The 23,987-nt window shown below is 51.0% G+C and carries 20 protein-coding genes; 17 read left to right on the forward strand and 3 right to left on the reverse strand.

Annotated features, from left to right (window positions below):
- Positions 1–37: 37 nt before the first annotated feature.
- From DWY84_RS06520 to DWY84_RS06545, 6 genes are all read left to right on the forward strand, one after another.
- Positions 38–1,306, forward strand: coding sequence for a DUF5711 family protein (locus tag DWY84_RS06520; protein WP_118531858.1), 1,269 nt, complete (start codon positions 38–40; stop codon positions 1,304–1,306).
- A gap of 48 nt (positions 1,307–1,354) precedes the next feature.
- A complete protein-coding gene (gene tkt, locus DWY84_RS06525; protein WP_118531860.1) occupies positions 1,355–3,343 on the forward strand; it encodes a transketolase in 1,989 nt (662 codons plus the stop codon).
- A gap of 80 nt (positions 3,344–3,423) precedes the next feature.
- The gene (locus tag DWY84_RS06530) at positions 3,424–4,377 is read left to right on the forward strand and encodes an ROK family glucokinase (protein ID WP_118531862.1); all 954 of its coding nucleotides are present in this window, start codon (positions 3,424–3,426) and stop codon (positions 4,375–4,377) included.
- A gap of 340 nt (positions 4,378–4,717) precedes the next feature.
- Complete coding sequence (locus DWY84_RS06535) at positions 4,718–6,385, forward strand: putative manganese-dependent inorganic diphosphatase (RefSeq protein WP_118531864.1); 1,668 nt, start codon at positions 4,718–4,720, stop codon at positions 6,383–6,385.
- 12 nt (positions 6,386–6,397) lie between these two features.
- The gene (locus tag DWY84_RS06540) at positions 6,398–7,018 is read left to right on the forward strand and encodes a flavin reductase family protein (protein ID WP_118531866.1); all 621 of its coding nucleotides are present in this window, start codon (positions 6,398–6,400) and stop codon (positions 7,016–7,018) included.
- Positions 7,015–7,542, forward strand: coding sequence for a shikimate kinase (locus DWY84_RS06545; protein WP_118531868.1), 528 nt, complete (start codon positions 7,015–7,017; stop codon positions 7,540–7,542). Before DWY84_RS06540 ends, DWY84_RS06545 begins: the two co-directional genes overlap by 4 nt.
- On the opposite strand, the gene DWY84_RS06550 is transcribed toward DWY84_RS06545, so the two are convergent.
- Positions 7,535–8,050, reverse strand: coding sequence for a DNA-deoxyinosine glycosylase (locus DWY84_RS06550; RefSeq protein ID WP_243024778.1), 516 nt, complete (start codon positions 8,048–8,050; stop codon positions 7,535–7,537). The two genes, DWY84_RS06545 and DWY84_RS06550, sit on opposite strands and share 8 nt — an antisense overlap.
- 272 nt (positions 8,051–8,322) lie before the next feature.
- On the opposite strand from DWY84_RS06550, the gene DWY84_RS06555 reads away from it, so the two are divergent.
- The 6 genes from DWY84_RS06555 to DWY84_RS06580 all read left to right on the forward strand — a co-directional run bounded on the left by DWY84_RS06555 (position 8,323) and on the right by DWY84_RS06580 (position 14,363).
- Complete coding sequence (locus DWY84_RS06555) at positions 8,323–8,799, forward strand: hypothetical protein (RefSeq protein ID WP_178716511.1); 477 nt, start codon at positions 8,323–8,325, stop codon at positions 8,797–8,799.
- Positions 8,796–9,776 carry a LysR family transcriptional regulator gene (locus DWY84_RS06560; RefSeq protein ID WP_118531872.1) on the forward strand — a complete coding sequence of 327 codons (981 nt, stop codon included), beginning with the start codon at positions 8,796–8,798 and terminating at the stop codon, positions 9,774–9,776. Before DWY84_RS06555 ends, DWY84_RS06560 begins: the two co-directional genes overlap by 4 nt.
- Positions 9,777–9,899: 123 nt before the next feature.
- Positions 9,900–11,297, forward strand: a complete 1,398-nt coding sequence (locus DWY84_RS06565) for a Na+/H+ antiporter NhaC family protein (protein ID WP_118531874.1) — start codon at positions 9,900–9,902, stop codon at positions 11,295–11,297.
- Positions 11,298–11,322: 25 nt separating this feature from the next.
- Positions 11,323–12,498, forward strand: coding sequence for a M20 family metallopeptidase (locus tag DWY84_RS06570; protein WP_118531876.1), 1,176 nt, complete (start codon positions 11,323–11,325; stop codon positions 12,496–12,498).
- A 210-nt stretch (positions 12,499–12,708) separates the two neighbouring features.
- The gene (locus DWY84_RS06575) at positions 12,709–13,590 is read left to right on the forward strand and encodes a YitT family protein (protein ID WP_118531878.1); all 882 of its coding nucleotides are present in this window, start codon (positions 12,709–12,711) and stop codon (positions 13,588–13,590) included.
- Between the two features lie 275 nt (positions 13,591–13,865).
- The gene (locus tag DWY84_RS06580; protein ID WP_118531880.1) at positions 13,866–14,363 is read left to right on the forward strand and encodes a QueT transporter family protein; all 498 of its coding nucleotides are present in this window, start codon (positions 13,866–13,868) and stop codon (positions 14,361–14,363) included.
- Positions 14,364–14,378: 15 nt separating this feature from the next.
- On the opposite strand, the gene DWY84_RS06585 is transcribed toward DWY84_RS06580, so the two are convergent.
- Positions 14,379–14,927, reverse strand: coding sequence for a hypothetical protein (locus DWY84_RS06585; RefSeq protein WP_118531882.1), 549 nt, complete (start codon positions 14,925–14,927; stop codon positions 14,379–14,381).
- On the reverse strand, positions 14,928–17,801 hold the full coding sequence (locus DWY84_RS06590; RefSeq protein ID WP_118531884.1) for a transglycosylase domain-containing protein: 2,874 nt from the start codon (positions 17,799–17,801) through the stop codon (positions 14,928–14,930). It abuts the gene before it with no gap.
- A gap of 226 nt (positions 17,802–18,027) precedes the next feature.
- On the opposite strand from DWY84_RS06590, the gene murC reads away from it, so the two are divergent.
- The 5 genes from murC to lepB all read left to right on the forward strand — a co-directional run bounded on the left by murC (position 18,028) and on the right by lepB (position 23,929).
- A complete protein-coding gene (murC, locus tag DWY84_RS06595) occupies positions 18,028–19,407 on the forward strand; it encodes a UDP-N-acetylmuramate--L-alanine ligase (protein WP_118531886.1) in 1,380 nt (459 codons plus the stop codon).
- A gap of 266 nt (positions 19,408–19,673) precedes the next feature.
- Positions 19,674–20,726, forward strand: coding sequence for a DnaD domain protein (locus tag DWY84_RS06600; protein ID WP_118531887.1), 1,053 nt, complete (start codon positions 19,674–19,676; stop codon positions 20,724–20,726).
- 12 nt (positions 20,727–20,738) lie between these two features.
- Positions 20,739–21,731: an ATP-binding protein gene (locus DWY84_RS06605; RefSeq protein WP_118531888.1), complete on the forward strand. Its 993-nt coding sequence runs from the start codon at positions 20,739–20,741 to the stop codon at positions 21,729–21,731.
- Between the two features lie 146 nt (positions 21,732–21,877).
- Positions 21,878–23,050 (forward strand): ribose-phosphate pyrophosphokinase, encoded by a 1,173-nt coding sequence (locus tag DWY84_RS06610; RefSeq protein WP_118531889.1) that lies wholly within the window; start codon positions 21,878–21,880, stop codon positions 23,048–23,050.
- Positions 23,051–23,413: 363 nt separating this feature from the next.
- Complete coding sequence (gene lepB / locus DWY84_RS06615; RefSeq protein ID WP_243024781.1) at positions 23,414–23,929, forward strand: signal peptidase I; 516 nt, start codon at positions 23,414–23,416, stop codon at positions 23,927–23,929.
- Positions 23,930–23,987 lie beyond the last annotated feature (58 nt).

Genomic DNA, 23,987 nt, shown 5'->3' on the forward strand with positions numbered 1-23,987 from the left:
CTGCGAGAGGTAACGGAAAGGCTAGGAGACAAAAGAGATGAATGATTTCGGCTCCATGAGCAGAGAAAGCAAGAAAGATAAGCTGCGCAGACAGATCGTCCGGCCGCAGCAGCCCGCATGGAACGCTGATCCGGAAGAAGACAGTGAAGCTGTGGTGCGCAAGTCCCACAACCGGGTTTTACGTCACCGGTGGGCCCTAGTGATCCTGGTGCTGCTTCTGATAGGAGGCGGCGTGGCAGCCTGGATCTTTTACCAGCGCAATTACCGCTATTCCGGTTATGATACGGTATGGCAGGTGGACTTAAACGAGGGAAGTCTCGTGGGCTATGAGAGTTTTGGAACGAATGTTTTAAAATATACCAAGGATGGTGCTTCCTATCTGGACAACCGCGGACGCACGGTCTGGACGGAAAGTTACGAAATGAATTCTCCGGTAATTTCTGTAAAGGGGGATTACGCCGCCATTGCGGATATGCAGGGGAACAGCATTTACATATGCAACACAGACGGCACACAGGGGCAGGCTACAACGGTACTGCCCATCAGTAAGGTGGCAGTGTCCGGTACCGGAGTTACGGCGGCTGTACTGGAGGATTCCGCATCCAGCTACATTACATTTTTCAAGAAAGACGGTACATCCCTGGATATTACCGTAAAGACCAATATGTCAGGTGATGGCTATCCTCTTGATATTGCTCTGTCAGCTGATGGAACCCAGCTGATGTGTTCCTTCGTATATCTGCAGGGAAGCGAGCTGAAAAACCGAGTGGTATTCTACGATTTTTCGGAGATCGGAAAGAATGTTCCGAACCGTCTGGTAGGCGGCTTTGATGATGAATTTCAGGGAGATATGGTGCCCCGTGTAACCTACATGGGTGATCCGTATTCCTGCGCGTTTTCCGGCAAGGCCCTGACCTTTTTCTCATCCAGGAACCTGGCATCACCGGAGCTTCTGGAGCAGAGAACCATTGAGGAACGTATCGACAGCGTATTTTATTCCGATGAATACGCGGCAGCGATTGTCCGCAACACCAATGGAGAGTACGGAAGCCGCCTGGAGGTCTACAAAAAAGACGGAACCCATGTGCTCAGCAAGGAATTCAATTTTGAATATACCCATGCGGATTTTGATGGAGATCTGATCATCCTGTATAATGAAGATTCCTGCAGGATTTATAATATGAGCGGAACAGAAAAGTTTGACGCAACCTTTGACTTCCCTGTTTCGAGGATCAGAAAAGGACGGTTTCCCGGTACGCTGGTGGTAACCGGTCCGCAGCAGATGCGTGAGCTGAAGCTGCACTAAAGTGGTAGGCAATACAAAAAATTTATATAATACCAGGAGGTCTCACCAATGAACACTATCGATACTATGTCTGTGAACGCGATCCGTGTATTATCCGCAGACGCGATCCAGAAAGCTAAATCCGGTCATCCGGGTCTCCCATTAGGCAGTGCTCCGGCAGCATATGAGCTCTGGATGAACCACATGAACCACAACCCGGCAGATCCGCAGTGGGCAAACCGTGACCGTTTCATCTTATCCGGCGGTCATGGCTCCATGCTATTATATTCCCTGCTTCACTTATTCGGATACGGCGATCTGTCAAAAGAGGACCTGATGAACTTCCGTCAGTTAGGCTCCAAGACCGCAGGTCATCCGGAGTACGGCCACACGGTTGGTGTTGAGGCTACCACCGGACCGTTAGGCGCCGGCATGGGTATGGCAGTTGGCATGGCAGCAGCCGAAGCACATCTGGCAGCTATCTTCAACAAAGAGAACTATCCGGTCGTTGACCATTACACCTATGTGCTGGGCGGTGACGGCTGCATGATGGAGGGCATTTCTTCCGAGGCATTCTCCCTTGCAGGAACCCTGGGCCTCTCCAAACTCATCGTATTATATGATTCCAACCGCATCTCCATCGAGGGAAGCACGGACATCGCTTTCACTGAGAATGTACAGGAGCGCATGGCTGCATTTGGTTTCCAGACTCTGGACGTTGCAGATGGCAACAACTTAGATGAGATCGGCAAAGCCATCGAGGAAGCAAAGGCAGATACCACCCGCCCGTCCTTCATCACCATTCATACCCAGATCGGTTATGGCTGCCCGGCAAAACAGGGTAAGGCAAGCGCTCATGGCGAGCCTTTGGGTGAGGAGAACATCGAGGCTATGAAGGACTTCCTGGGCTGGCCGTCCAAAGAGCCGTTCTACGTACCACAGGAGGTTTATGACCACTACGCAAAAGCTGCAGAGGAGAAAGCAGAGGTTGAGGCAGCATGGAATGTGATGTTCGCTGCATACTGCCAGGAGTACCCAGAGATGGAAACACTCTGGAACCAGTATTACGGAGACACGGACGAGCTTGCAAAGGCACTTATGGAGGACGATTCCTTCTGGGCAAACAGCGAGAAGGCTGAGGCAACCCGTAACCTGTCCGGTAAGGTCATCAACAAGTTAAAAGACCGCATGCCGAATCTGATCGGAGGCTCTGCTGACCTGGCTCCGTCCAACAAGACCAACATGAGTGATGCAGGAGATTTTTCCAAAGCAGATTACGCTGGCAGAAACATGCACTTCGGTGTTCGTGAGCTGGCTATGACCGCAATCGGAAACGGTATGATGCTGCACGGCGGCCTGCGTACCTATGTATCCACCTTTTTCGTATTCAGTGATTACACCAAGCCAATGGCACGTCTGTCCGCACTGATGAAACTGCCGTTAACCTTCGTATTCACTCACGACAGCATTGGTGTAGGCGAGGATGGACCGACCCACGAGCCGATCGAGCAGCTGGCTATGTTCCGCGCAATGCCGAATTTCCATGTGTTCCGTCCGTGTGACGCTACCGAGACTGCAGCTGCATGGTACAGCGCTGTAACTTCCAAGACCACTCCGACCGCACTGGTACTCTCCAGACAGAACCTGGCTCCGATGCCGGGCAGCTGCAAGGACGCGTTAAAGGGCGGCTATGTCATCGATGACTGCGAGGGAACCCCGGACCTGATCCTCATCGCTTCTGGTTCTGAGGTAGAGCTGTCTGTGAAGGCAAAAGCAATTCTGGCAGCAGAAGGCAAGAAGGTACGTGTTGTATCCATGCCGTGTATGGATCTGTTCGAGGAGCAGTCCGCAGAGTATAAGGAGTCTGTACTTCCGAAGGCAGTCCGCAAGCGTGTCGCTGTAGAGGCGCTGAGCGACTTCGGCTGGGGCAGGTATGTTGGCCTGGACGGCGCATGCGTGACCATGACCGGTTTTGGCGCAAGCGGTCCGGCTGCACAGCTCTTTGAGCACTTTGGATTTACCGCAGAGCACGTTGCTGAGGTAGCACGCAGCCTGTAAGATTGTTTTAAGTGAAAATATAGTCCGTACCGCCCGGCAGAAAACTGCCGGGCGATGTGGGTTTTGGGAAGGAGCAAGGCATGCACGAAAGCAAAAAGAAATGCATTGGAATAGATGTAGGGGGAACCACCGTCAAGATCGGCTTATTTGAGACAGATGGCACTCTGTTATTTAAGTGGGAGGTTCCCACCAGAAAGGAAGAGGGCGGCCGCTACATTTTAGAGGATGTGGCAGCGTCTATCCGGGAAGTTCTCACGGAAAAGGAGATTCATTTTTCGGATATTCTGGGTGCAGGACTTGGCATTCCGGGGCCGGTCATGCCGGACGGCTATGTAGAGGTCTGCGTGAACCTGGGATGGCGGGATGTGAACCCGCAGAAAGAACTGAGTGCCATGCTGGACAATATTCCGGTTAAGAGCGGAAATGATGCCAACGTGGCAGCTCTTGGCGAGATGTGGCGTGGCGGCGGTATGGGCTTTACCGATATTGTCATGGTAACCCTGGGAACCGGCGTGGGCGGCGGCATCATCATTGATGAAAAGATCATTGCCGGAAAACATGGCCTTGGCGGTGAGATTGGCCATATTCATATTCGCGATGAGGAATGGGAACACTGCAATTGCGGCGGCGTAGGCTGCGTGGAGCAGATTGCAAGCGCGACCGGTATTGCCAGAGAGGCGAGACGCCGCATGGCCGGAGAGGAGACGCCGTCTGTGCTCCGCCAGTACGGTGACGCCGTGACCGCAAAGGATGTTCTGGATGCAGCGAAGGCCGGAGATGAGCTGGCTCTTTCTGTTGTAGAGACAGTGGGACGCTATCTGGGTGCAGCCCTGGCCGGCATTGCCATGACGGTAGATCCGGAGATGTTTGTCATCGGCGGTGGTGTATCAAAGGCAGGCCAGTTCCTGATTGATATCATTGATAAGTATTATCAGCATTATTCTCCGATTTCCCAGAATAAAGGTATCATTGGACTTGCGAAGCTGGGAAATGACGCGGGAATCTATGGTGCGGCCCGCCTCGTACTTGGTTAAAAGGCAAATGTATTGAAAAAAGAAATACCCGGAGCGTGATTGCTCCGGGTAAACTATTGCAAAACCGCGTAAAATCATATAAAATGAGGAGACCCCGGTGGACTTTCGTCCAACCGGGGCAATTATGAAAAATCTATGTGCAATTTGACTGTTTCATCAAGTTACAACCGTTTCTTAAGATGTTTTTAGTATAGGAAAAAGTTGTGAATAAAGTATGAACAACGAATGAACAAACTGTAAAACATAGTGCAAAATCTATAATTACATTTCGTCAGGAAGCAATTCTTTGTGAAAATAGCAAAAAAGAGATTCCGATAAACACCAATAAGAGGAGGACATTATGTCAGAAGAGAGAAGAAGACGGACGATCGTAATCGGTCATAAGAATCCGGATACCGATTCCATCTGTTCCGCAATCTGCTACGCAGCATTAAAATCCAAAATCACCGGAAAAGAGTATGTGGCAGGCCGTGCCGGTCATGTCAACGAGGAGACACAGTATGTGCTGAACTACTTTAACGTAGAGGCTCCGCAGCTGGTAGAGAGCGTAAAAACCCAGGTTAAGGATATTGAGATTCGCGCGACTAAGGGCGTAGAACGCAACATTTCCTTAAAGAAGGCATGGAACCTGATGCAGGACGCTCATGTTGTAACCCTGCCGGCAGTCAGTGAGAAAGGCGTACTGGAAGGTCTGATCACGGTTGGTGATATCACCAAATCCTACATGAACGTGTTAGACAGCAGTATCCTGTCCAAAGCGCACACCCAGTACAAGAACATTCTGGAGACTCTGGAGGGCGCTATGGTTGTGGGCGATGAGAACGATTACTTCGATCAGGGTAAAGTTCTGATTGCGGCAGCAAACCCGGACATGATGGAGTACTACATTTCCGAGCATGATCTGGTTATCCTGGGCAACCGCTACGAGTCCCAGCTGTGTGCCATCGAGATGGAGGCAGACTGCATCATTGTCTGTGAGGGCGCCGCAGTTTCCATGACCATCCGCAAGCTGGCTCAGGAGCACGGCTGCACCGTTATGACTACTCCGTACGATGCTTACACTGCAGCACGTCTCATCAACCAGAGTATGCCGATTGGTCACTTCATGAAGACCGAAGACCTTATCACCTTTGAGGACAGCGACTGCATCGATGATGTGAAAGAGGTTATGGCAAGCAAGCGTCACCGTGATTTCCCGGTTCTGGATAAGGACGGCAAATACCTGGGCATGATCTCCCGCAGAAACTTACTGGGCGCAAAGGGAAAGCAGATCATCCTGGTAGACCATAATGAGAAGAACCAGGCGGTAGACGGTCTTGAGAACGCAGACATTCAGGAAATCATTGACCATCATAAGCTGGGTACGGTTGAGACCATTTCTCCGGTATTTTTCCGCAACCAGCCGGTTGGATGTACTGCAACCATCGTATATCAGATGTACCATGAGAATAATGTAGAGATTGATAAGGCTACCGCAGGCATGCTGTGCAGCGCGATCATCTCCGATACCCTGTTATTCCGCTCTCCGACCTGCACCCCGATTGATAAAATGGCAGCTACCGAGCTGGCAAAGATCGCTGAGATTGACATGGACCGTTACGCGGCAGATATGTTCTCTGCAGGCAGCAACCTGCGCGGTAAGAGCAATGACGAGATTTTCTATCAGGATTTCAAGCTGTTCAACTCCGGCAAGGCCAGCTACGGCGTAGGCCAGATCAGCTCCCTGAACGCAGATGAGCTGGTAGAGTTAAAAGAGCGTCTGCTTCCGTTCTTAAAGAAGCCACATGAGGAGCACGGCGTGGATATGATCTTCTTTATGCTGACTAATATCCTGACCGAGTCCACCTCCCTGCTCTGCGAGGGTGAAGGCGCTGAGGATCTGATTCGTACTGCATTTCATATGGAGGCGGCCGGTGAGAACGATGAGGCCAATGTGGTAGAACTTCCGGGTGTGGTATCCAGAAAGAAACAGCTGATCCCGTCCATCATGATTGCCTGCGAGAACTAAGAGGAGAAAAATATGGGAAAACAGAGCTGGCGGGGCGGCAACATGCTGTACCCGGTACCGGCCGTGATGGTAAGCTGCGCACGGCCCGGTGAAAAGCCAAATATCATAACGGTAGCCTGGGCCGGAACCGTCTGCTCTGCCCCGGCTATGCTTTCTATTTCCGTGCGGAAAGAGCGCTATTCTTACGACATCATCAAAGAGACCGGCGAATTCGTGGTCAATCTGGTGACAAAGGATCTGGTGTTTGCCACCGACTACTGCGGCGTAAAATCCGGCCGTGATACAGATAAGTTCCAGGAGATGAAGCTGACACCGCTTCCATCTCAACATATCAGCGCACCGGGCATTGCGGAGAGTCCGTTAAACCTGGAGTGTAAAGTGAAGCAGGTGGTGGAGCTTGGAAGCCATGACATGTTCATTGCGGAGATTCTGGGCGTAACGGTGGATGACCGTTACATGGATGAGAAGGGGACCTTCCATTTAAATGACGCAAAGCTGATCAGCTACTCCCATGGAACGTATTTTGAACTGGGAGAGAAGATCGGAACCTTTGGATATTCGGTACGGAAAGACAGCAAAAATAAAAGCAAACGTTCCGATACAGCGAAGCACACACGGAGGAAAGCAAAATGAAATCAAACATTACATTGGTAGGCATGCCGGCATCCGGTAAGAGTACCATCGGCGTTCTGCTGGCAAAACGTCTTGGCTATTCATTTGTAGATGTGGATATCGTGATTCAGGAAAAGACGGGTCAGCTCTTAAAAGAAATCATCGCGGAGCGCGGTACCGATGGCTTTTTAAAGGTTGAGGAAGATATTAACGCTGAGCTGGAGACAGAGCGTTCCGTGATCGCTCCGGGCGGCAGCGTGATCTACGGCCCGAAGGCCATGGAACACCTGCATGAAATCAGCACAGTCGTGTACTTAAAGCTGAGCTATGAGGATGTAAAGCAGCGCCTTGGCGACTTAAAAGACCGCGGAGTAGTCTTAAAGGACGGCATGACCCTGTTAGATCTCTACAATGAGCGCGTGCCGCTTTATGAAAAGTATGCGGACGTGACCATTGACGAGACCGGAAAGGCACTGGGCGCCTGTGTAGACGAACTCCGTAAGATCATGGAACAGCGGATGGAGAACGGCGAGCTGGCTAGATAATAAATTTACTCCAGCATTCGGACAGCCGTTCCAGGGAAAAAGCCGCGTTTGCGGGACTGGTGGAAGGACAGAGCGCAGCCGGGCGCCCGGTAACCGGTTCGCAGTAGCGTCTGTAAAGCCGGAATGCGGTGCCGCCGTTGGCAATAATCGTCTGGATATTGGCTGCTTTTAAAATCCGGCTGATGTCTGCGGGAACCGCATTTTTAATACTGCTGTCACTGGATCCTTTGATATCACAGGATGCGATGACATCCCAGAGAGCAAGACCATGTGTGAGAAGCATGGTCTTTTTTTCGTCTATGGACTGGGGAACTGGAACCTCCAGAAGCTGAGCCATGAGCTTCCAGAAACGGTTCTGCGGATGACCGTAGTAGAACTGGTTCTCCCGGGATTTTACGGAAGGGAAGCTTCCGAGGATCAGAATGCGGGAGTGTTCATCGAAGACCGGCTCAAAGGTGTGCTGGACGTGGGTGTAGCCTGATGGAAGCGGAGTCATATTTGGATTCATGAAAACCTTCTTTCTGCGGGAACTTTCGCTCAGAAAACCCGCTGTGGTTTGTGTATTGCAGGAACTGTAACGTCTGCCCTTAACTGTATGCTTTTTCCACCGGGAAGTCAATATCATAGGTTTGAAGCCGTACAGGCTTCTTTTTTTTCGTCGGATCCTGTGTTATACTCATATGTAAAAATGATGTTCATGCAGCGCATGAATAAGAAAAACGGTACTGACATTGTGTGTGAACAGTAACAAAAAACGGATTGGGAAAGGGGCTTGGAGTCATGGAACAGGATGAGAAACAGACGGCGGTGGCAGAACTTCTGGAAGATTTTTCAGAGGAACACCTCTGGGCGTGCATCGTGGCGTTTCAGGGAGAGCCGCTTCGGACCATGTCCGGGCTTCCGTATTCCTACACATTAAAGGAAGGAAAACATGGCGGCCTTACAAAGGAACTCTGGGTGGACCGGCGGGAGAACAGCAAGTCCATCACCTGGAGCTCAGTCCGGATGGCGTTCCAGAATGTGCTGAAGATGAAGGAAAGCCTTTCGGAAGGTGAAAAGCCCTATGTGAAGCGGCCAAAAGCACTGGGAGACATCCGCGGGGTATCTTATATCTATCCGCTGTTTGACCGGTTCGGCCTGATCGAGACAGACCCGGACAAGGGAGAAAACAATGGAGTACAGATGTGCCTGCAGCTGGAGGAAGCTTCTGCTCACAGCGAAGCAGAAGAAAATACAGAAGGTGAGATAGCAAGATGAACTTAAAGGAGCAGCAGTATGTATGTACCCTGGCGCGCTGCCAGAGCCTTTCCCGGGCAGCGGAGGAATTGTTCATTTCTCCATCGGCGCTGAGTGTCTATATCAGCAATCTGGAAAAATATCTTGGCGTTCGTCTGTTTGAGCGCACGGGAAGAGGCAAGGCTTTTGTGCTGACATCCATTGGGGAAGAATATGTGGTGCGGGCAGAGAAAATGCTGGAACTGAAGGCGGAATTCGAGGGACTGGTGGAGAATGAACTGCACAGGAGCCATCCGGCTATTCGCGTTGGAATCCAGCAGCGCCGGGCTATTTCTATTGTGCCAGAGGTATTGCAGCGTTTCATGGAAAAGTATCCGGATGTGGAAGTGATCTTTCGGGACGGAAATCAGGCAGAACTGATGAAGATGTTCCAGGAAGGCTCCGTAGATTACATGATTTCCGTGTGTTCGGAGGAGATTACGGATGTGGTTCGCACGGAAATTGCCAGAGAACGGGTTCTTCTGGCTCTTCCGGAGCATCATCCGGCCATTGCGCATGCATATCAGGTGGGGAATGAGCCATATCCGCACTTGGATGTGCGATACCTGGACCGGGAAACATTTATTATTCCAGTGACAGGACAGAGTATGCGTATGACAGCGAACCGCATCTTTCAGCAGGCTCGTATCCGCCCCGGGCGTCTGATCGAGATTGGTCATTTTGACGTGATTATGAGCATGGTGAATATTGGACTTGGGATTGGATTTAACCGCCTTGGATATATCCATGATATGCAGAAGTTTGAGCATGTGCGTTATTTCTTTGTGGATCATGAAGCTTACCGCTCAAGCCTGGAGCTGATTCGTCGGAAAGGCCATGTGATTTCTAACTGTGAACGGGATTTTCTGGATATTCTGGTTAAGACCATTCAAAGCCGGTATGGCATGGAAGCGGTGGGGAAATACAAAGATACAACCGATATAGAAAACGGACAATAATTGCACAAATATGACAAACAATTCAAAAAATTTAAAACGGTTTTAAGAAAAACCAAATGGTAAAAAGCCACCATCACTATTATACTTTAAAACAATAAAGTTTAATAGGAGGTGGCTTTTGGTATGAGTACCAAGAAAAAGTTTCGAGTACCGCACAGCTTTGTGATCGTATTTTCTATTATCATCGCTGCTGTGCTCTTAACCTGGATCATTCCGGCCGGCGAGTATGTCCGCGTGGAAAATGCGGATGGCATCAAGGTCATTGATCCGCCCCAGTTTAACTACATTGCGAGAACTCCGGTGAATCCGCTGCTGATCCCAATGTACATTGTAAAAGCATTTATCAAACGTGTGGATATCATGCTGGTTATTTTATTCTCTGGCGGCGCGTTCCACATGCTGACCCAGTCCGGCGCACTGCAGGCAGTGATCGCAAAGCTGGCAAAGAAATTTTCCAACAACCTGTATGTGTTCATTCCGATCCTGACCCTGATGTTTGGTCTGATCTGCACCACCCAGGGTGTAAACATGTTCATCGCCTTTGCTCCGGTTATGGTAATGCTGGCATTGGCCATCGGACTTGACTCCATTACCGGTGCTGCCATCATCCTGCTTGGCGGCGCGATTGGATTCTCCACCGGTACCTTAAATCCGAATACCACGGTTGTTGCGCAGAAAATCGCAGAGCTTCCGCTGTATTCCGGTATTGGATATCGCTGGGTATGTTTCGCGGTTTACTATGTCATCACCAATATCTTCCTGGTTCGCTATGCGTTAAAGATCAAAAAGGACCCGACCAAGAGCCCGATGTATGATCTGGATCAGAACAGTGAGCTTCGCGCAGGCGGTGGTCTGGAAGATTTCGGCACCATCGATGCCCGCAAGGTATTAAGCATCATTGCCCTGGTTGTTTCTCTGGGTGCAGTTATTTACGGAAGCATCAAGTTTGGCTGGGATATGCCGGAGATGGCAGCGATGTTCATCTGGCTGGCTATCGTGGTTGGTATCATTTCCGGATTTGATTCGGATACCATTTGCAAGAACTTCCTGGAAGGCTGCAAGAAGATGATGTCAGCTATGATCATCATCGGTCTGGCACAGTCCATCAGCTCCATCATGTCTGACGGTAAGATCATTGATACCGTTGTGCATGGCCTGGCTGGCGGACTTGGCAGCGTACCGACCCTGCTTCAGGCACCGGCTATGCTGATCGCGAACACCATCATCAACGTGTTCCTGACCTCTGGTTCCGGACAGGCAGCAGCCGTTATGCCAATCCTGGTTCCGCTTTCTGACCTGATCGGTGTGACCAGACAGACTGCGGTTCTGGCATTCAACTTTGGTGACGGCTTCTGTAACTACATTCTGCCGACCTCTACCGCTCTGATGGGTATCATCAGTGCCTGCAACATCCCGTATGACCGCTGGATGCGTTTTATGTGGAAGATGTTTGCCATCTGGCTGGTTGTTGGAACCGTAATGCTTGTCATTGCACAGCTGATCAATTACGGACCGATGTAAGAGATGTTGATAAGGAGTAAAGAAAATGAGTGATAAAAAGTCTCTGTTTGAAGCCATTGACGCGCAGCGCGCTGAGCTGTGCTCCATGGCAGACCAGATTTTTGATAATCCGGAGTACGAGGGCGAAGAGGTATTTGCCAGCGGCCTTCTGACCGATTACCTGAAGAAAAACGGGTTTGAGGTAGAGATGGGTGTGGGCGGTTTTAAGACCGCGTTCCGCGCTACCTACAGTCATGGCGAGGGCGGACCGGTTCTTGGTATTCTCTGTGAGTACGATGCGCTCCGCAACCTGGGACACGGCTGCGGCCATCATATGCAGGGCCCGGGATGTCTGGGTGCCGCAGTAGCATTAAAGAATCTGGACACGGATAAGCCGTTCCAGCTTGTAGTATATGGAACCCCGGCCGAGGAGACCTTTGGCAGCAAGGTTCAGATGATTCAGAACGGCTGCTTTAAGGAGCTGGATGTGGCTTTCATGATGCATGGCGGTCCGAACACCTGCACCGATATCAAGTGCCTGGCTCAGAAGAGCTACAAGGTAACCTTCCACGGACACCGGGCCCATGCGGCACTGGCACCGGAGAAGGGCCGCAGCGCCTTTGATGCGATGCTTGCAGCATTCCAGGGCATTGAGTTTCTGCGTGAGCATGTGCCGGATGATGTGCGTATGCATTACTGCATGACCGAGCTTCCAGGCCCGGCCAACGTGGTTCCGGCTACCGCAAAGGGTGAGTTCTCCCTTCGTTCCTTCTCCAGAAAAGAGCTGGAAGAGGTCAGTGAGCGCTTCCAGGATATCATCAAGGGTGCAGCCCTGATCGCAGGTGTAACCTATGATATCGAGGAGGGAACCTTCTTCTACAACAAGATTCCGGTTCTGGCATTAAACAAGCTTCTGATGGACAATGCTGAGCTTGCGGGAGCACCGCAGCTGGCACCGCCCCGGGAGAAGACCGGCTCCACAGATTTCGGCAACGTAATGTACGAGATTCCGGGCTCCTGCATCCGTGTGGCATTCGTTCCGGAGGGAACGGCATCCCACTCCCAGGAGTTTGTAGATGCAGGTAAGAGCGAGAGCGCTCACAACTGCGTGATCTACGGCGCAAAGGCCATCGGTGGAGCCTGCTACGACCTGCTTACCAAAGAGGGCCTGCTAGATCAGGTAAAAGCAGAGTTTGCCGAAAACAAAAAGAAAAACCAGTAACAAAACAATCAATCAAAGAAAAGAAATGCAGCTGCATGGATTATAGTGAAAGAGACTATATTCGCGCAGCTGATGCAAAAGGAAGAGGGCTGACGCGGATGTCGGTCCTCTTTTGCTGTTCTATAAAATCAGCCGGAATCTGGGAAATTCAGGAGCGTTCCGGCACCGGGGATTTATCTGGAATGGTGCAGCGCGGAAAGGAACAGAACCATGGATACAAACAAGACGAAGAAAAAATGGAAGGAACTGGGAATCGATGCCCTGTTTGATTTTGCGGGCGCGTTTTTGCAGGCAGTGGGCGTCTGGTGTTTTATTGAGCCGAGCCGCATCGCGCCGGGCGGGGTATCCGGTATTGCATTGATGTTAAATCACCTGTTTGCGCTGCCCATCGGTGCGGTGAGCCTGGTGATCAACATTCCGCTGATGATTGCCGCCTGGTGCCTGTTAGACCGCTCCATGACCCTTAAAACCGTCCGAACCGTTATCTGGATGAGTGTGATCCAGGACCTGGTATCTATGGCCGGAATCTGGCAGTATGAGGGCGACCGGCTGATCTCCTGCGGGTTTGGCGGGATTTTCGTGGGAGTCGGCATGGCGCTGATCTTTATGCGAAACTCTACCACAGGAGGCGGGGATATCCTGGCAAAGCTTTTGCAGAAGCTCTGCCCCTATATGCAGACCGGTTATGCCATTATGCTGGTAGACTTTGTGATCGTGGGAGCTTCGGTTCTGGTGTTTGGTGAGATTGAGGCGGCACTGTATGGTATCATTTCCATTGTCTGCACGACACAGGCAGTGGATACACTGCTCTATGGTATGAATAAGGGAAGCCTGATCACCATTCACTCAGAAAAGAATGAGGAGATTGCAAGGGAAATCATGGAGACCATGGACCGCGGTACTACGTTTTATAAGAGCATTGGCGGATACAGCGGAAAAGAGGGGCTGACTCTGACCTGTGCGGTGGACCGCAAACAGTTTCATGTGGTCAAAGAGATCATTGACCGGCATGACCCGAGGGCCTTTGTGATCGTGTCACCGACGAAAGAAACCTATGGAGAGGGATTCATCGGGGATTACCGGAAACTGTAGGAAGAAAAAAGGATTAAAATGCAGAGAAGCCAGAAATGCTATCTTGCGTTCCTGGCTTCTCTATGTTATACTCTTACCCGTTGCAAAGCCCGCAAAAACAAGGTCTTAAAGGGCTCGCCGATTTCCGGCGTAAGGCTATATATCTTCGATATATACCTTCCGCGGCAGTCGCCAGATGTACATGCAAGCATGTTCGCCTGGCTCGTTGCTGCGCGAAAATGAATCGAGTGTTCGTGACCTTCCACTCGTAAAACAAAACTAAAGGAGAACTGAATATGAACAAACAGCGTAACCAATCAACAACTGGCCGTATTACCCAGGGAGCAGCCATTGCGGCTGTCTATGTGGCGCTGACCATGATCGTAGCACCGATCGCATTCGGCCCGGTCCAGTTCCGGATTTCTGAGGCACTTTGTGTGCTTCCGTACTTTTTGCCGAGCGCGGTACCAGGCGTGACCATCGGATGTTTCCTCGCCAATTTGCTCTGCGGAGCAGCACCTCTTGACGTAGTATTCGGCAGTCTGGCAACTCTGATCGGAGCAGTCGGATCTTACTATCTTGGAAAGAAGAGCAAATGGCTGGTATGTGTTCCGCCGATTCTTGCCAACACCATCATCATTCCGTGGGTACTGCGCTACGCGTACGGCTCTACAGATCTGATCCCGTATGCCATGGTGACTGTAGGAATCGGAGAGATTCTGGCCATTGGCGTGCTGGGTAACATTTTGCTGCTGGCACTGGAGCGAAGTCACAGAGCGGTATTTGCGCAGTAAATATATTGCTATTTTCTACAGCATTTCCATGTAAGCCAGGAGCTGGTCTAACAGTCCAAGTCCGATCCAGATCAGGATCAGCAGGACTACGGCTCCCGCAATCAAAAATACGAGTTTGTAAAACAGGCAGGCCCGGGCGAATTCTTTTCGTGCCGGGTCTTCTTCATACCTAGCTTTATGAAAAAGATAGAACCAGCCTACGATTGGCATGTTCATGCACATGAAGGTGTAAAACCAGGAGCGGACAGATGGCGTCCACCAGCGCTCACGTAAAGAGCGGCTGGTGCGGCGCTTTTTACGTGCCGGTTTGCCGGACTCCCAGGCAGCTTCATCCTGGAGTGTTTTGCCGGAAACGGGATTCTTTGCGGATGCATCCGGTCCTTCCGTATCTGGCAGAGTCAGCCGGGGAAGAACCGCGGTTTCCTGATCTGCGCGTTTTTCCAGCGCTGCCTGAATCTTTGCGGTGTCCACCGGAACTTCCTCTGTGTCCGGTATATGTGAACCGGTCACATCCTGCGTAAATTCCAGGTCCTGATCTTCTGATTCTGAATGAAGCTCTTTCATTTAGTTGTTCCCTCCTGTTGTTGGTGCTGAGGGTGCCGGCTGTGAAGAGGCACCGGGAGCAGATCCCGGACCGGCCTCCGGTGCTGGGGATGGCTGGGAAGTCCAGGTGTTCCAGCTTCGTTTTGCCTGGTTTAAGTAGCTTCGTAAGGATTGCTGCTCCAGGCCAATCTGCTGCTGGTCGGCCGCCTGGGATGCCGCTTTGGCTTCTTCTTCTGCCTGTTTTGCGGCCTGCCATTCACTTTCGGTCGGCAGGGTGGCAATGCGGTCGATGGCTTTCTGGAGTCGTTCTTTGTAGGAAGCAGCTTCCTCGTAGGTCTCAACCAGGGAAAGCTTGTTGATGGCGTTCTGCACCAGGCTCTCCGCATCGGAGGACTGGTATTCCAGATTTTCCACATCACGCAGGGCACTTAAGAAGGTGTTCTTGCGGGTCTGGATCTCCTGATTCTTTCTCGCCGTGATGGCATCTTCCTCCGCCTTTTTCTGGGCTTCCGCTTTTTCCTTTGCTTTCTGTGCTTCATACAGCGTAATGGTATCCTGCATCTCGCTGATGATCGGAGCGAATTCCTCGTTGCGTTTTGTCATGCGCTCCAGAAGTTCGGTACGCTTGTCACTGCCGTCCATCAGGTTCAGCTTGGAGATGATGCTCTGGTACTGTTCTTTTACCCAATAGGTGTCCTCTACGGTTTCAATAGTCTTATCTTCAAATGCCGTTACCGCAGTTTCCAGATCTTCTTCCAGCTTGCGCTGCTCTTTATCATGGAGGCTCTGCTCGGCGCGCTCATGCAGGGTGGCGCTGAACAGATCGGTGATGCCGCTCTTGGAGTCGGTAGTCATTTCTACGGTAGCTGGCTGTTCCCAGTCTAATGGTTCTTTGCCCTCATGAATCTGGTCCATAACCTGCTTCCAGATCTTTCCGGCATAGGTTTTTCCGTAAATGCCCGGCATAGCCCGCGGGGTATCGTATCCCACCCAGATTGCGGTGGTGTAGTAGCGGGTGTAGCCGCAGAACCAGGTGTCTTTGCTGCTGTTGGTGGTACCGGTTTTTCCGGCTGCCGGCATATCATTTTCCAGAGCCAGGCCGTAGCCGGTTCCGTAGGATTCGGTGAGGGTTCCCTTTAAAATGTCGGTGAGCATGTAAGCGGAATCCTGCTGGTAAACCACCTGGGAATGCGCTTTTAAGTTTTTGGTCAGCTCGCCGTTATGTTCATGATCGATCCTGCGGATACAGGTCTGGTCATTGTATACACCGCCGTTTGCCAGGGTGCTGTAGGCTTTTGCCATATCCACCACCCGGACGCCGTTGGTGAAGCCGCCGATACTTAAGGACGGCACGCCGTTGTCAATGTAGGTGAGCTTCTGGAACTCCATCTCGCCCAGGTAATTTAAGCCATAGTCCACGCCGATGTCGGTGAGAATCTGCCATGCCACAGTGTTTAAACTGCGGTTTAAGGCCTCGCGGACAGAAACATTGCCGTAGTAGGAGCCGCCGCTGTTGGAGGGGCCGTTCTCCCACTTGTGGTCATTGACCAGGCGGGCCGGATAGTATTCGCCGGTATCGAAGGCTGGCGCATAGTCAATCAGGGGCTTGATGGTACTTCCCGGCTGTCTCGCGCTTAAGTAAGCACGGTTGTAGACATCTTCCGTTCCACGTCCGCCGACCACAGCGACCACGCTGTTTGTCATGTTGTCCACGATCACACCGGCACCCTGCAGGGCGTATTTTCCGTTATCCTGAAGCTCTGTATACGGAGACAGAACATTGTCAAGCTGGGACTGCAATGCAGTCTGCAGATCCTGGTCCAGGGTCGTGTAAATGCGGTAGCCACCCGCGCGGATATCATCGGCCTTCTCGGTATAGGTGGCCTGGTAGTTTTCCATATAAGTGTCGTAATCGGATTTGTCTTTGAAGATGTACTGGAATTGAAAGTTGTCCAGCTTCATGAGCGCCAGGGCAGCGCAGTGGATGGCATAGCTGCTCATGTAGTTCTCGTTGCTGCCCTCGCCCTCTTCCTGAACGATGCTTAAGGGCTGGCTGATGGCACTTTCGTAGGCATCTTCGGAGAGATAACCCACCTCAAGCATGCTGTGCAGCACATCATTTCGTTTCTTTAAAGAGGCTTCCGGGTTGCGGACGGGGTTGTAGGCGGTGGGGCTGTTGCTGATGCCGACCAAAACAGCGGCCTCGTAGGATTCCAGGTCGCTGGCATCCTTGCCGAAGTAGTAGCGGCTGGCAGCTTCCACGCCATAGCAGTGGTTGCCGTAGAAATTGGTGTTGCAGTAAAACTCCATGATATCTGCCTTGGAATACTTTTTCTCAATCTCCGGTGCCAGCAGGATTTCCACGATTTTACGGGTGAAGCTCTGCTCCTGGGTCAGGTAGGTGTTCTTTACCACCTGCTGGGTGATGGTGCTTCCTCCCTGGGTGATTTCGCCGCGGTTTTTGATGAGGGCGAGGCCTGCGCGGAAGGTAGCAATCCAGTCAACACCGGTATGGGATTTGAAACGCCGGTCCTCCTGGGCAATATAAGCATTCTGCAGATTCATGCTGATCTGGCTGATGGGGACATATTCGTAATGTCCGGCATTGATCAGTCCGATCAGCTGGTCATTCTTATCGTATATTTCCGTGTCGGACAGCATGTGGAAGTCCTGGCGCTGCATCTGCGCCAGCTTATCATAGGCAACTTCCCGGCAGTGGTCCAGCTCCGGACGCACCTTGGCGTAGATGAGCAGACCAATGAGAACGCACAGGATCAGTCCACATGTCAGAAGATGCAGAATGGACTGAAACAGCCATCTGAGGATTCCGAACAGGCTGACAAAAAAGCTGGAAAAGGCACGCATAAGCGAATGTGGTGTAGGATTAGATTTCATTGTAAAATAGCGCAGGATACCCTGACCTCTTAAGGCGTGGGAGAAATGCGCCCGTCGTCAGACGGCTCTCCTTTCGTTCCTTTTTTCTTCCCAATTATATTACAATTTGCGTGGAAAGACTAGAAAAACATTGACTTTTCATGGAAAAGGAAGTAAAAAGGAAAAGAATATGAAGCAGCGTATTATATAAGAAGAGTATGAACATTAGAAAAGGATGGAAACCAGTATGTATCAGATAGATTTTAAGAAACCCATTGCTATTCATTTTATTGGAATCGGCGGCATCAGCATGAGCGGCCTGGCAGAGATTCTGATGCGGGAGGGCTTTCGCGTCAGCGGTTCTGACTCCCATGAGAGTGAGCTGACTGACCATCTGGCAGCAGCCGGAGCGAAGGTTATGTACGGTCAGGCAGCAGCCAACATCACCGATGACATCGACCTGGTGGTCTACACTGCAGCCGTGCATACGGATAACCCGGAGTACGCTGAGGTGGTGCGCCGCGGCATTCCGATGATGCCCCGTGCGGAGCTGTTAGGCCAGATCATGAAAAACTACGGTGAGGCGATTGCCATCTCCGGAACCCACGGAAAGACCACAACTACCTCCATGGTGACAGAGATCCTTCTGGCAGCGGAGAAAGATCCGACCATCTCTGTAGGCGGTATTTTGCATTCCATCGGCGGAAATATCCGAGTGGGTGGTCCGGAACTGTTTGTGACCGAGGCCTGTGAGTATACCAACAGCTTCCTTTCGTTCTTCCCAACCATGGAGATCATCTTAAATATAGAAGCAGATCATCTGGATTTCTTCAAGGACCTGGATGATATCCGCCATTCGTTCCGTCTCTTTGCGGAGAAGCTGGATGAAAAAGGACTTCTGATCATCAACCGTGATATTAAGAATTACGAGGAGATCAGCGGCGGTCTGCCATGCAGGGTGGTAACCTTCGGCCACAGCAAGGAGAGCGATTACAGCGCGGCAGACATTACATACGATGCCTTCGCGCGCCCGACCTTTACTCTTGTTGAACAGGGTAAGGCAGCCGGAACCATTACGCTGGGTGTGCCGGGTGAGCACAATGTATACAATGCGCTGGCAGCCATTGCCACCGCGAAAGCCCTGGGCATCCCGGATACAGCGATTGCGGATGGATTGCTTCATTTTACCGGAACTGACCGCCGTTTCGAGAAAAAGGGTGAGTTAAACGGCATCACCATCATTGATGATTACGCGCATCATCCGCAGGAAATTGCCGCTACCTTAAAGGCAGCGCACAATTATCCACACAAGAAGCTGTGGTGTGTATTCCAGCCCCACACCTATACCCGCACCAAAGCGTTCCTGGATGAGTTTGCCGAGGCACTTTCCGCAGCCGATGCAGTTGTTCTTGCTGATATCTACGCGGCGAGAGAAACGGATACTCTGGGCATCAGCTCCGCGGATATTGCTTCCTGCATTGAAAAACTGGGCACGGAAGTCCATTATTTCCCAACGTTTGAGGAAATTGAAGCATTTCTTTTAAAAAATTGTTCCACCGGTGATCTGTTGATAACTATGGGTGCCGGAGATATTGTAAAAGTTGGGGAAAAGCTCCTGAATAAATAGTTATCCACATTATCCACATAGTTTTCCACTTTTTATGTAAAGGGACTATGTGGATTTTTTAATTTACATAAGAAGAAATCTAAAAATTAAAAAAACCACGGTTTTATCTACAATTCGACACGTTTCGAGTGTTTTGGGCGGACAGGAAAAATGTTTATATCCACATTATCCACATTATCCACAATCAATTCTGTGGATAAACTCGCCTATTTCTTTTTGAAATTGGATGTGGTACACTGTTAACAGACAGGAAAGGTGAGATTTTTATGAGTTTTACATATCATTTCCAGGTGGACGCAACCCTGGTTTCCAACGAATTTATTGACCGTTATCTGGCGGAAGCCAACGGGGAGTATGTGAAGGTGTATCTCTATCTGCTCCGCCATAAAGATGAGTCCGTGAGCCTTGAAAGAATAGCGGACGGCCTGAATCATACGGAGGCAGATATCCGCCGGGCAGTTCTTTACTGGGAGAAGCTGGGGGTCTTAAGCACAGACGGCCTTCTGGCACAGCAGCCGGCAGCGGGGATGAGCGCCGGCCAGGGGAAGCAGGACGCGAAGCCGGGAACACTTCCAAAGCAGACGGCGGTCACAGAGCAGGCAGCGGCAGCAGCTTTGGCGGCAGAGACAAAAGGCCCTCGGCCGGTATACAGCCAGGATCAGGTGAACCGTCTGCAGGGAGACGGGGAGTTCTCAGAGCTTCTTTACATAGCACAGCGCTATTTGAACAAGATCTTTACTCAGCGGGAACTGGAGGTGTTTGCCTATCTTTATGATGGACTGCACATGTCGGCTGAGCTTCTCGAATACGTGGTGGAGCACTGTGTACAGGGAGGTCATACCAGCATCCGTTACATAGAGACGGTTGCCATCAGCTGGCATGAAAAGGGGTTTGCTACGGTGGAGCAGGCCAAGGCCTATGCCAGCGGCTTTACCAAAAACTCGTTTTCCGTCATGCGGGCATTTGGTCTGACCGGAAGAAATCCGGGCGAGACGGAGCGGGAGATGATCGAGCGCTGGTTTGGAGAGTATGGATTTACAAAAGAGGTGGTGTTAGAGGCCTGCAACCGTACCATGGAAGCCACCCACAATCCAAGCTTCCGCTATGCGGACCGGATCCTTTCTGAGTGGAGGAAAGCGGGAGTGCACAGCCTGAATGATATTTCGGTGCTGGATGAACAGTATAAAGGTCAGAAAAATCAGAAAAACCAGAAAACCAGCCGCCAGGCAAACAACCAGTTCCTGAATTTTGAACAGAGAAATACCGACTATGATTCCCTGGTATTGAATCAGGTAAAGGACTGGATCGGAGAACAGTAAGGAGAGCAGATTATGGCACTGAGCAATTCCCAGTACAACGCAGTTATGCGCGGGTATGAAGAACGGCAGCGGCTGCAGCGCCGGGCCATGGAGGCACGGACTCAGGAGATATACCAAAAAATACCGCAGATCCAGGAACTGGACCGCCAGATCAGTACCCGGGCGGCAGACTGCGCCAGACGGGTGCTGGGCGGAGACACGAAGGCCAGGGAACACCTGAAGGAAGATCTGGCAGATTTAAAAGAGCAGAAGCTGACCCTCTTAAAGGCAGCCGGATATCCGGCAGATTACATGGAGCTTCGTTATGATTGTCCAGACTGTCAGGACACCGGCTATGTGAACGGAAAACGGTGTCACTGTTTTGAACGGCAGCGCCTGAACATTCTCTACGCCCAGTCCAACATTGAGGCAGTTTTAAAAGAGGAGAACTTTGACCATCTCCGCTTTGATTTTTACGATGATACCGAGAAGGTTCCGCAGCTTGGCATGACGGAGCGGGCCTATATGGACGTTGTGGTGCGGCAGTGCCGGGAATTTGCGCAGCAGTATCCGGACAAGGGAAACAGTATCCTCTTTACCGGAGGTACAGGTGTGGGAAAGACCTTTCTCACCAACTGCATCGCCAAGGCACTGATTGACCGGTGCATTTCCGTCATCTATCTGTCCTCAAACGAGCTGTTTGAGATTTTTTCCAAATACAAATTCGGACGGGACGGTGAGGAAGATGTGGAGGAGAGTTACCGCTACATTTTAGACTGCGATATGCTCATCATCGATGACCTGGGAACGGAGCTGAACAATTCCTTTGTTTCCTCCCAGCTTTTCTATTGTATCAATGAGCGCATCGGCAGAAAAAAGGGCACCATCATTTCCACAAATCTGTCCATGGGTATGTTAAAGGACACCTACTCAGACCGCGTTACATCCCGGATAATGAGCAATTACCGTGTCATCCCGCTTTACGGAGCGGATATCCGCATGAAAAAACGGGCGGCAAGATTGTGAAAAACATATCATCCCTTATAAAAGCAGGGATTGGCTTGACTTAACTGAGGCATAATGATATAAAAGAAGCGATGCGGCGGCATTCGGGATACCGGAGGCTCCGCCAGACCATAAAAATAAACAATACACATTGCATGGAGGAAAAGATGATTTACGAAGAGAAGACCATTGAGACCATTCCGGTAGGACCATTAGGACTGATCCCGTTAAAGAGCTGCGCAACCCTGGGTGCAAAGGTAAACGACTGGCTGGTCGAGTGGAGAAAGGAACGCGAGAGTGAGCACAAATCCACCATCGCGTTTGCAGGCTATCAGAGAGATTCTTATATTATTGAGGCCAAGACCCCGCGTTTCGGTTCCGGCGAAGGCAAGGGAACCATTGAGTCTTCCATTCGTGGTGACGATCTTTACATCATGGTAGATGTGTGTAACTATAATCTGACCTACTCTCTGTGCGGCATGACCAACCATATGTCTCCGGATGATCATTTCCAGGACTTAAAGCGTGTCATCGCGGCAGCAGCCGGTAAGGCGCGCCGTATCAACGTCATCATGCCGTTCCTCTATGAGAGCCGTCAGCACAAGCGTTCCGGCCGTGAGTCCTTAGACTGCGCCCTGGCACTGCAGGAGCTGACCAATATGGGCGTGGAGAACATCATCACCTTCGATGCTCACGACCCGCGTGTACAGAACGCGATTCCGTTAAAGGGATTTGAGACCGTGCAGCCGATCTACCAGTTCATCAAGCACCTGTTAAAGAACGAGACCGAGCTTCAGATCGACAGTGACCACATGATGGTCATCAGCCCGGATGAGGGCGGTATGGGCCGTGCTGTTTATTTCGCAAACGTACTGGGCCTGGATATGGGTATGTTCTACAAGCGCCGCGATTACACCAAGATCGTAAACGGCCGCAACCCGATCGTGGCTCACGAGTTCCTGGGTTCCAGCGTAGAGGGCAAGGACGTGATCATCGTGGACGATATGATCTCCTCCGGTGAAAGCATGCTGGATGTCGCAAAAGAGTTAAAGCGCAGAAAAGCAAGAAAGGTATTTATCTGCGCAACCTTTGGCCTCTTCACCAACGGACTGGCTAAATTTGATGAGTATTATGAGAATGGCCTGATCGACCGGATCCTGACCACCAACGTGGTATACCAGACTCCAGAGCTGTTATCCAGACCGTATTACATTGACGTAGATATGAGTAAGTACATTGCCCTGATCATCGACAACTTAAATCACGATGATTCCTTAAGCGAGCTGTTAAGCCCGACCAAGCGCATTAACAAGCTCCTGGACAAGTACCGCAATAAATAAGGTGGTTATTTCATGAGTGAAGACAGAATAAACAAAGACCCGCTTCTGGGCGGACTTGACGGCATGCGTGCCAGACAGACATGGGAAGGTGCGCCAGAAAAGATGAATGCCGGCGGAGACGGACAGGCTGCGTCAGAGACGGAACCTGTGCCGGAGGATTCCGCGCAGGCACCGGAAGCCTTCTCAGCCGAAGAAGTGCAGACTGCTGAGGAAGAGGCGAGAAGGATCGCGCAGGAGCTGCACCGGGAGGCGGTAAAGACCGGGAACACGGAAAAAGAAATCGAAGTACCGCGCACAGAATCGTCAGAGCGCAGAAAGAAAAAAGCGCATGAGGAAGACGAAAAAGAGAAAAAGCAGGGTGGGCTGGGAAAAGAAATCTTTGAGTGGGTCAAGATTATTGTGTCTGCAGCACTCATTGCGTTTGTACTGAATACCTTTATCATTGCCAACAGTGAGGTGCCGAGCGGTTCCATGGAAAATACCATCATGACGGGAGACCGCGTGATCGGGTCCAGACTTTCCTATCGCTTCGAAGATCCAAAACGCGGTGATATTGCCATTTTCCGCTTCCCGGACAATGAAAAGATTTATTATGTAAAGCGTATCATTGGTCTGCCGGGTGAAACCGTGGATATTGTGGACGGAAAAGTATACATTAACGGTTCTGACGAGCCGTTAGACGAGCCATACATCCGTGAACCTATGATTCCGGAAGCCCCTATGCACTTTGAGGTACCGGAGAATAGCTACTTCATGATGGGCGACAACCGGAACTACTCCATGGATGCCCGCCGCTGGGAGAATACCTATGTAAAGCGTGAGAAGATCATCGCAAAGGTACTGTTCCGCTACTTCCCGAAACCGGGAATCCTGAAATAAAAATATAGAGGCAGAATCCACTACAGGTCCGAAGCCGGTAATCCCGGCATACCGCTGC

It is taken from the genome of Clostridium sp. AF27-2AA (assembly GCF_003478505.1).
In the GTDB taxonomy this organism is placed as follows: Bacteria; Bacillota; Clostridia; order Lachnospirales; family Lachnospiraceae; genus Brotaphodocola.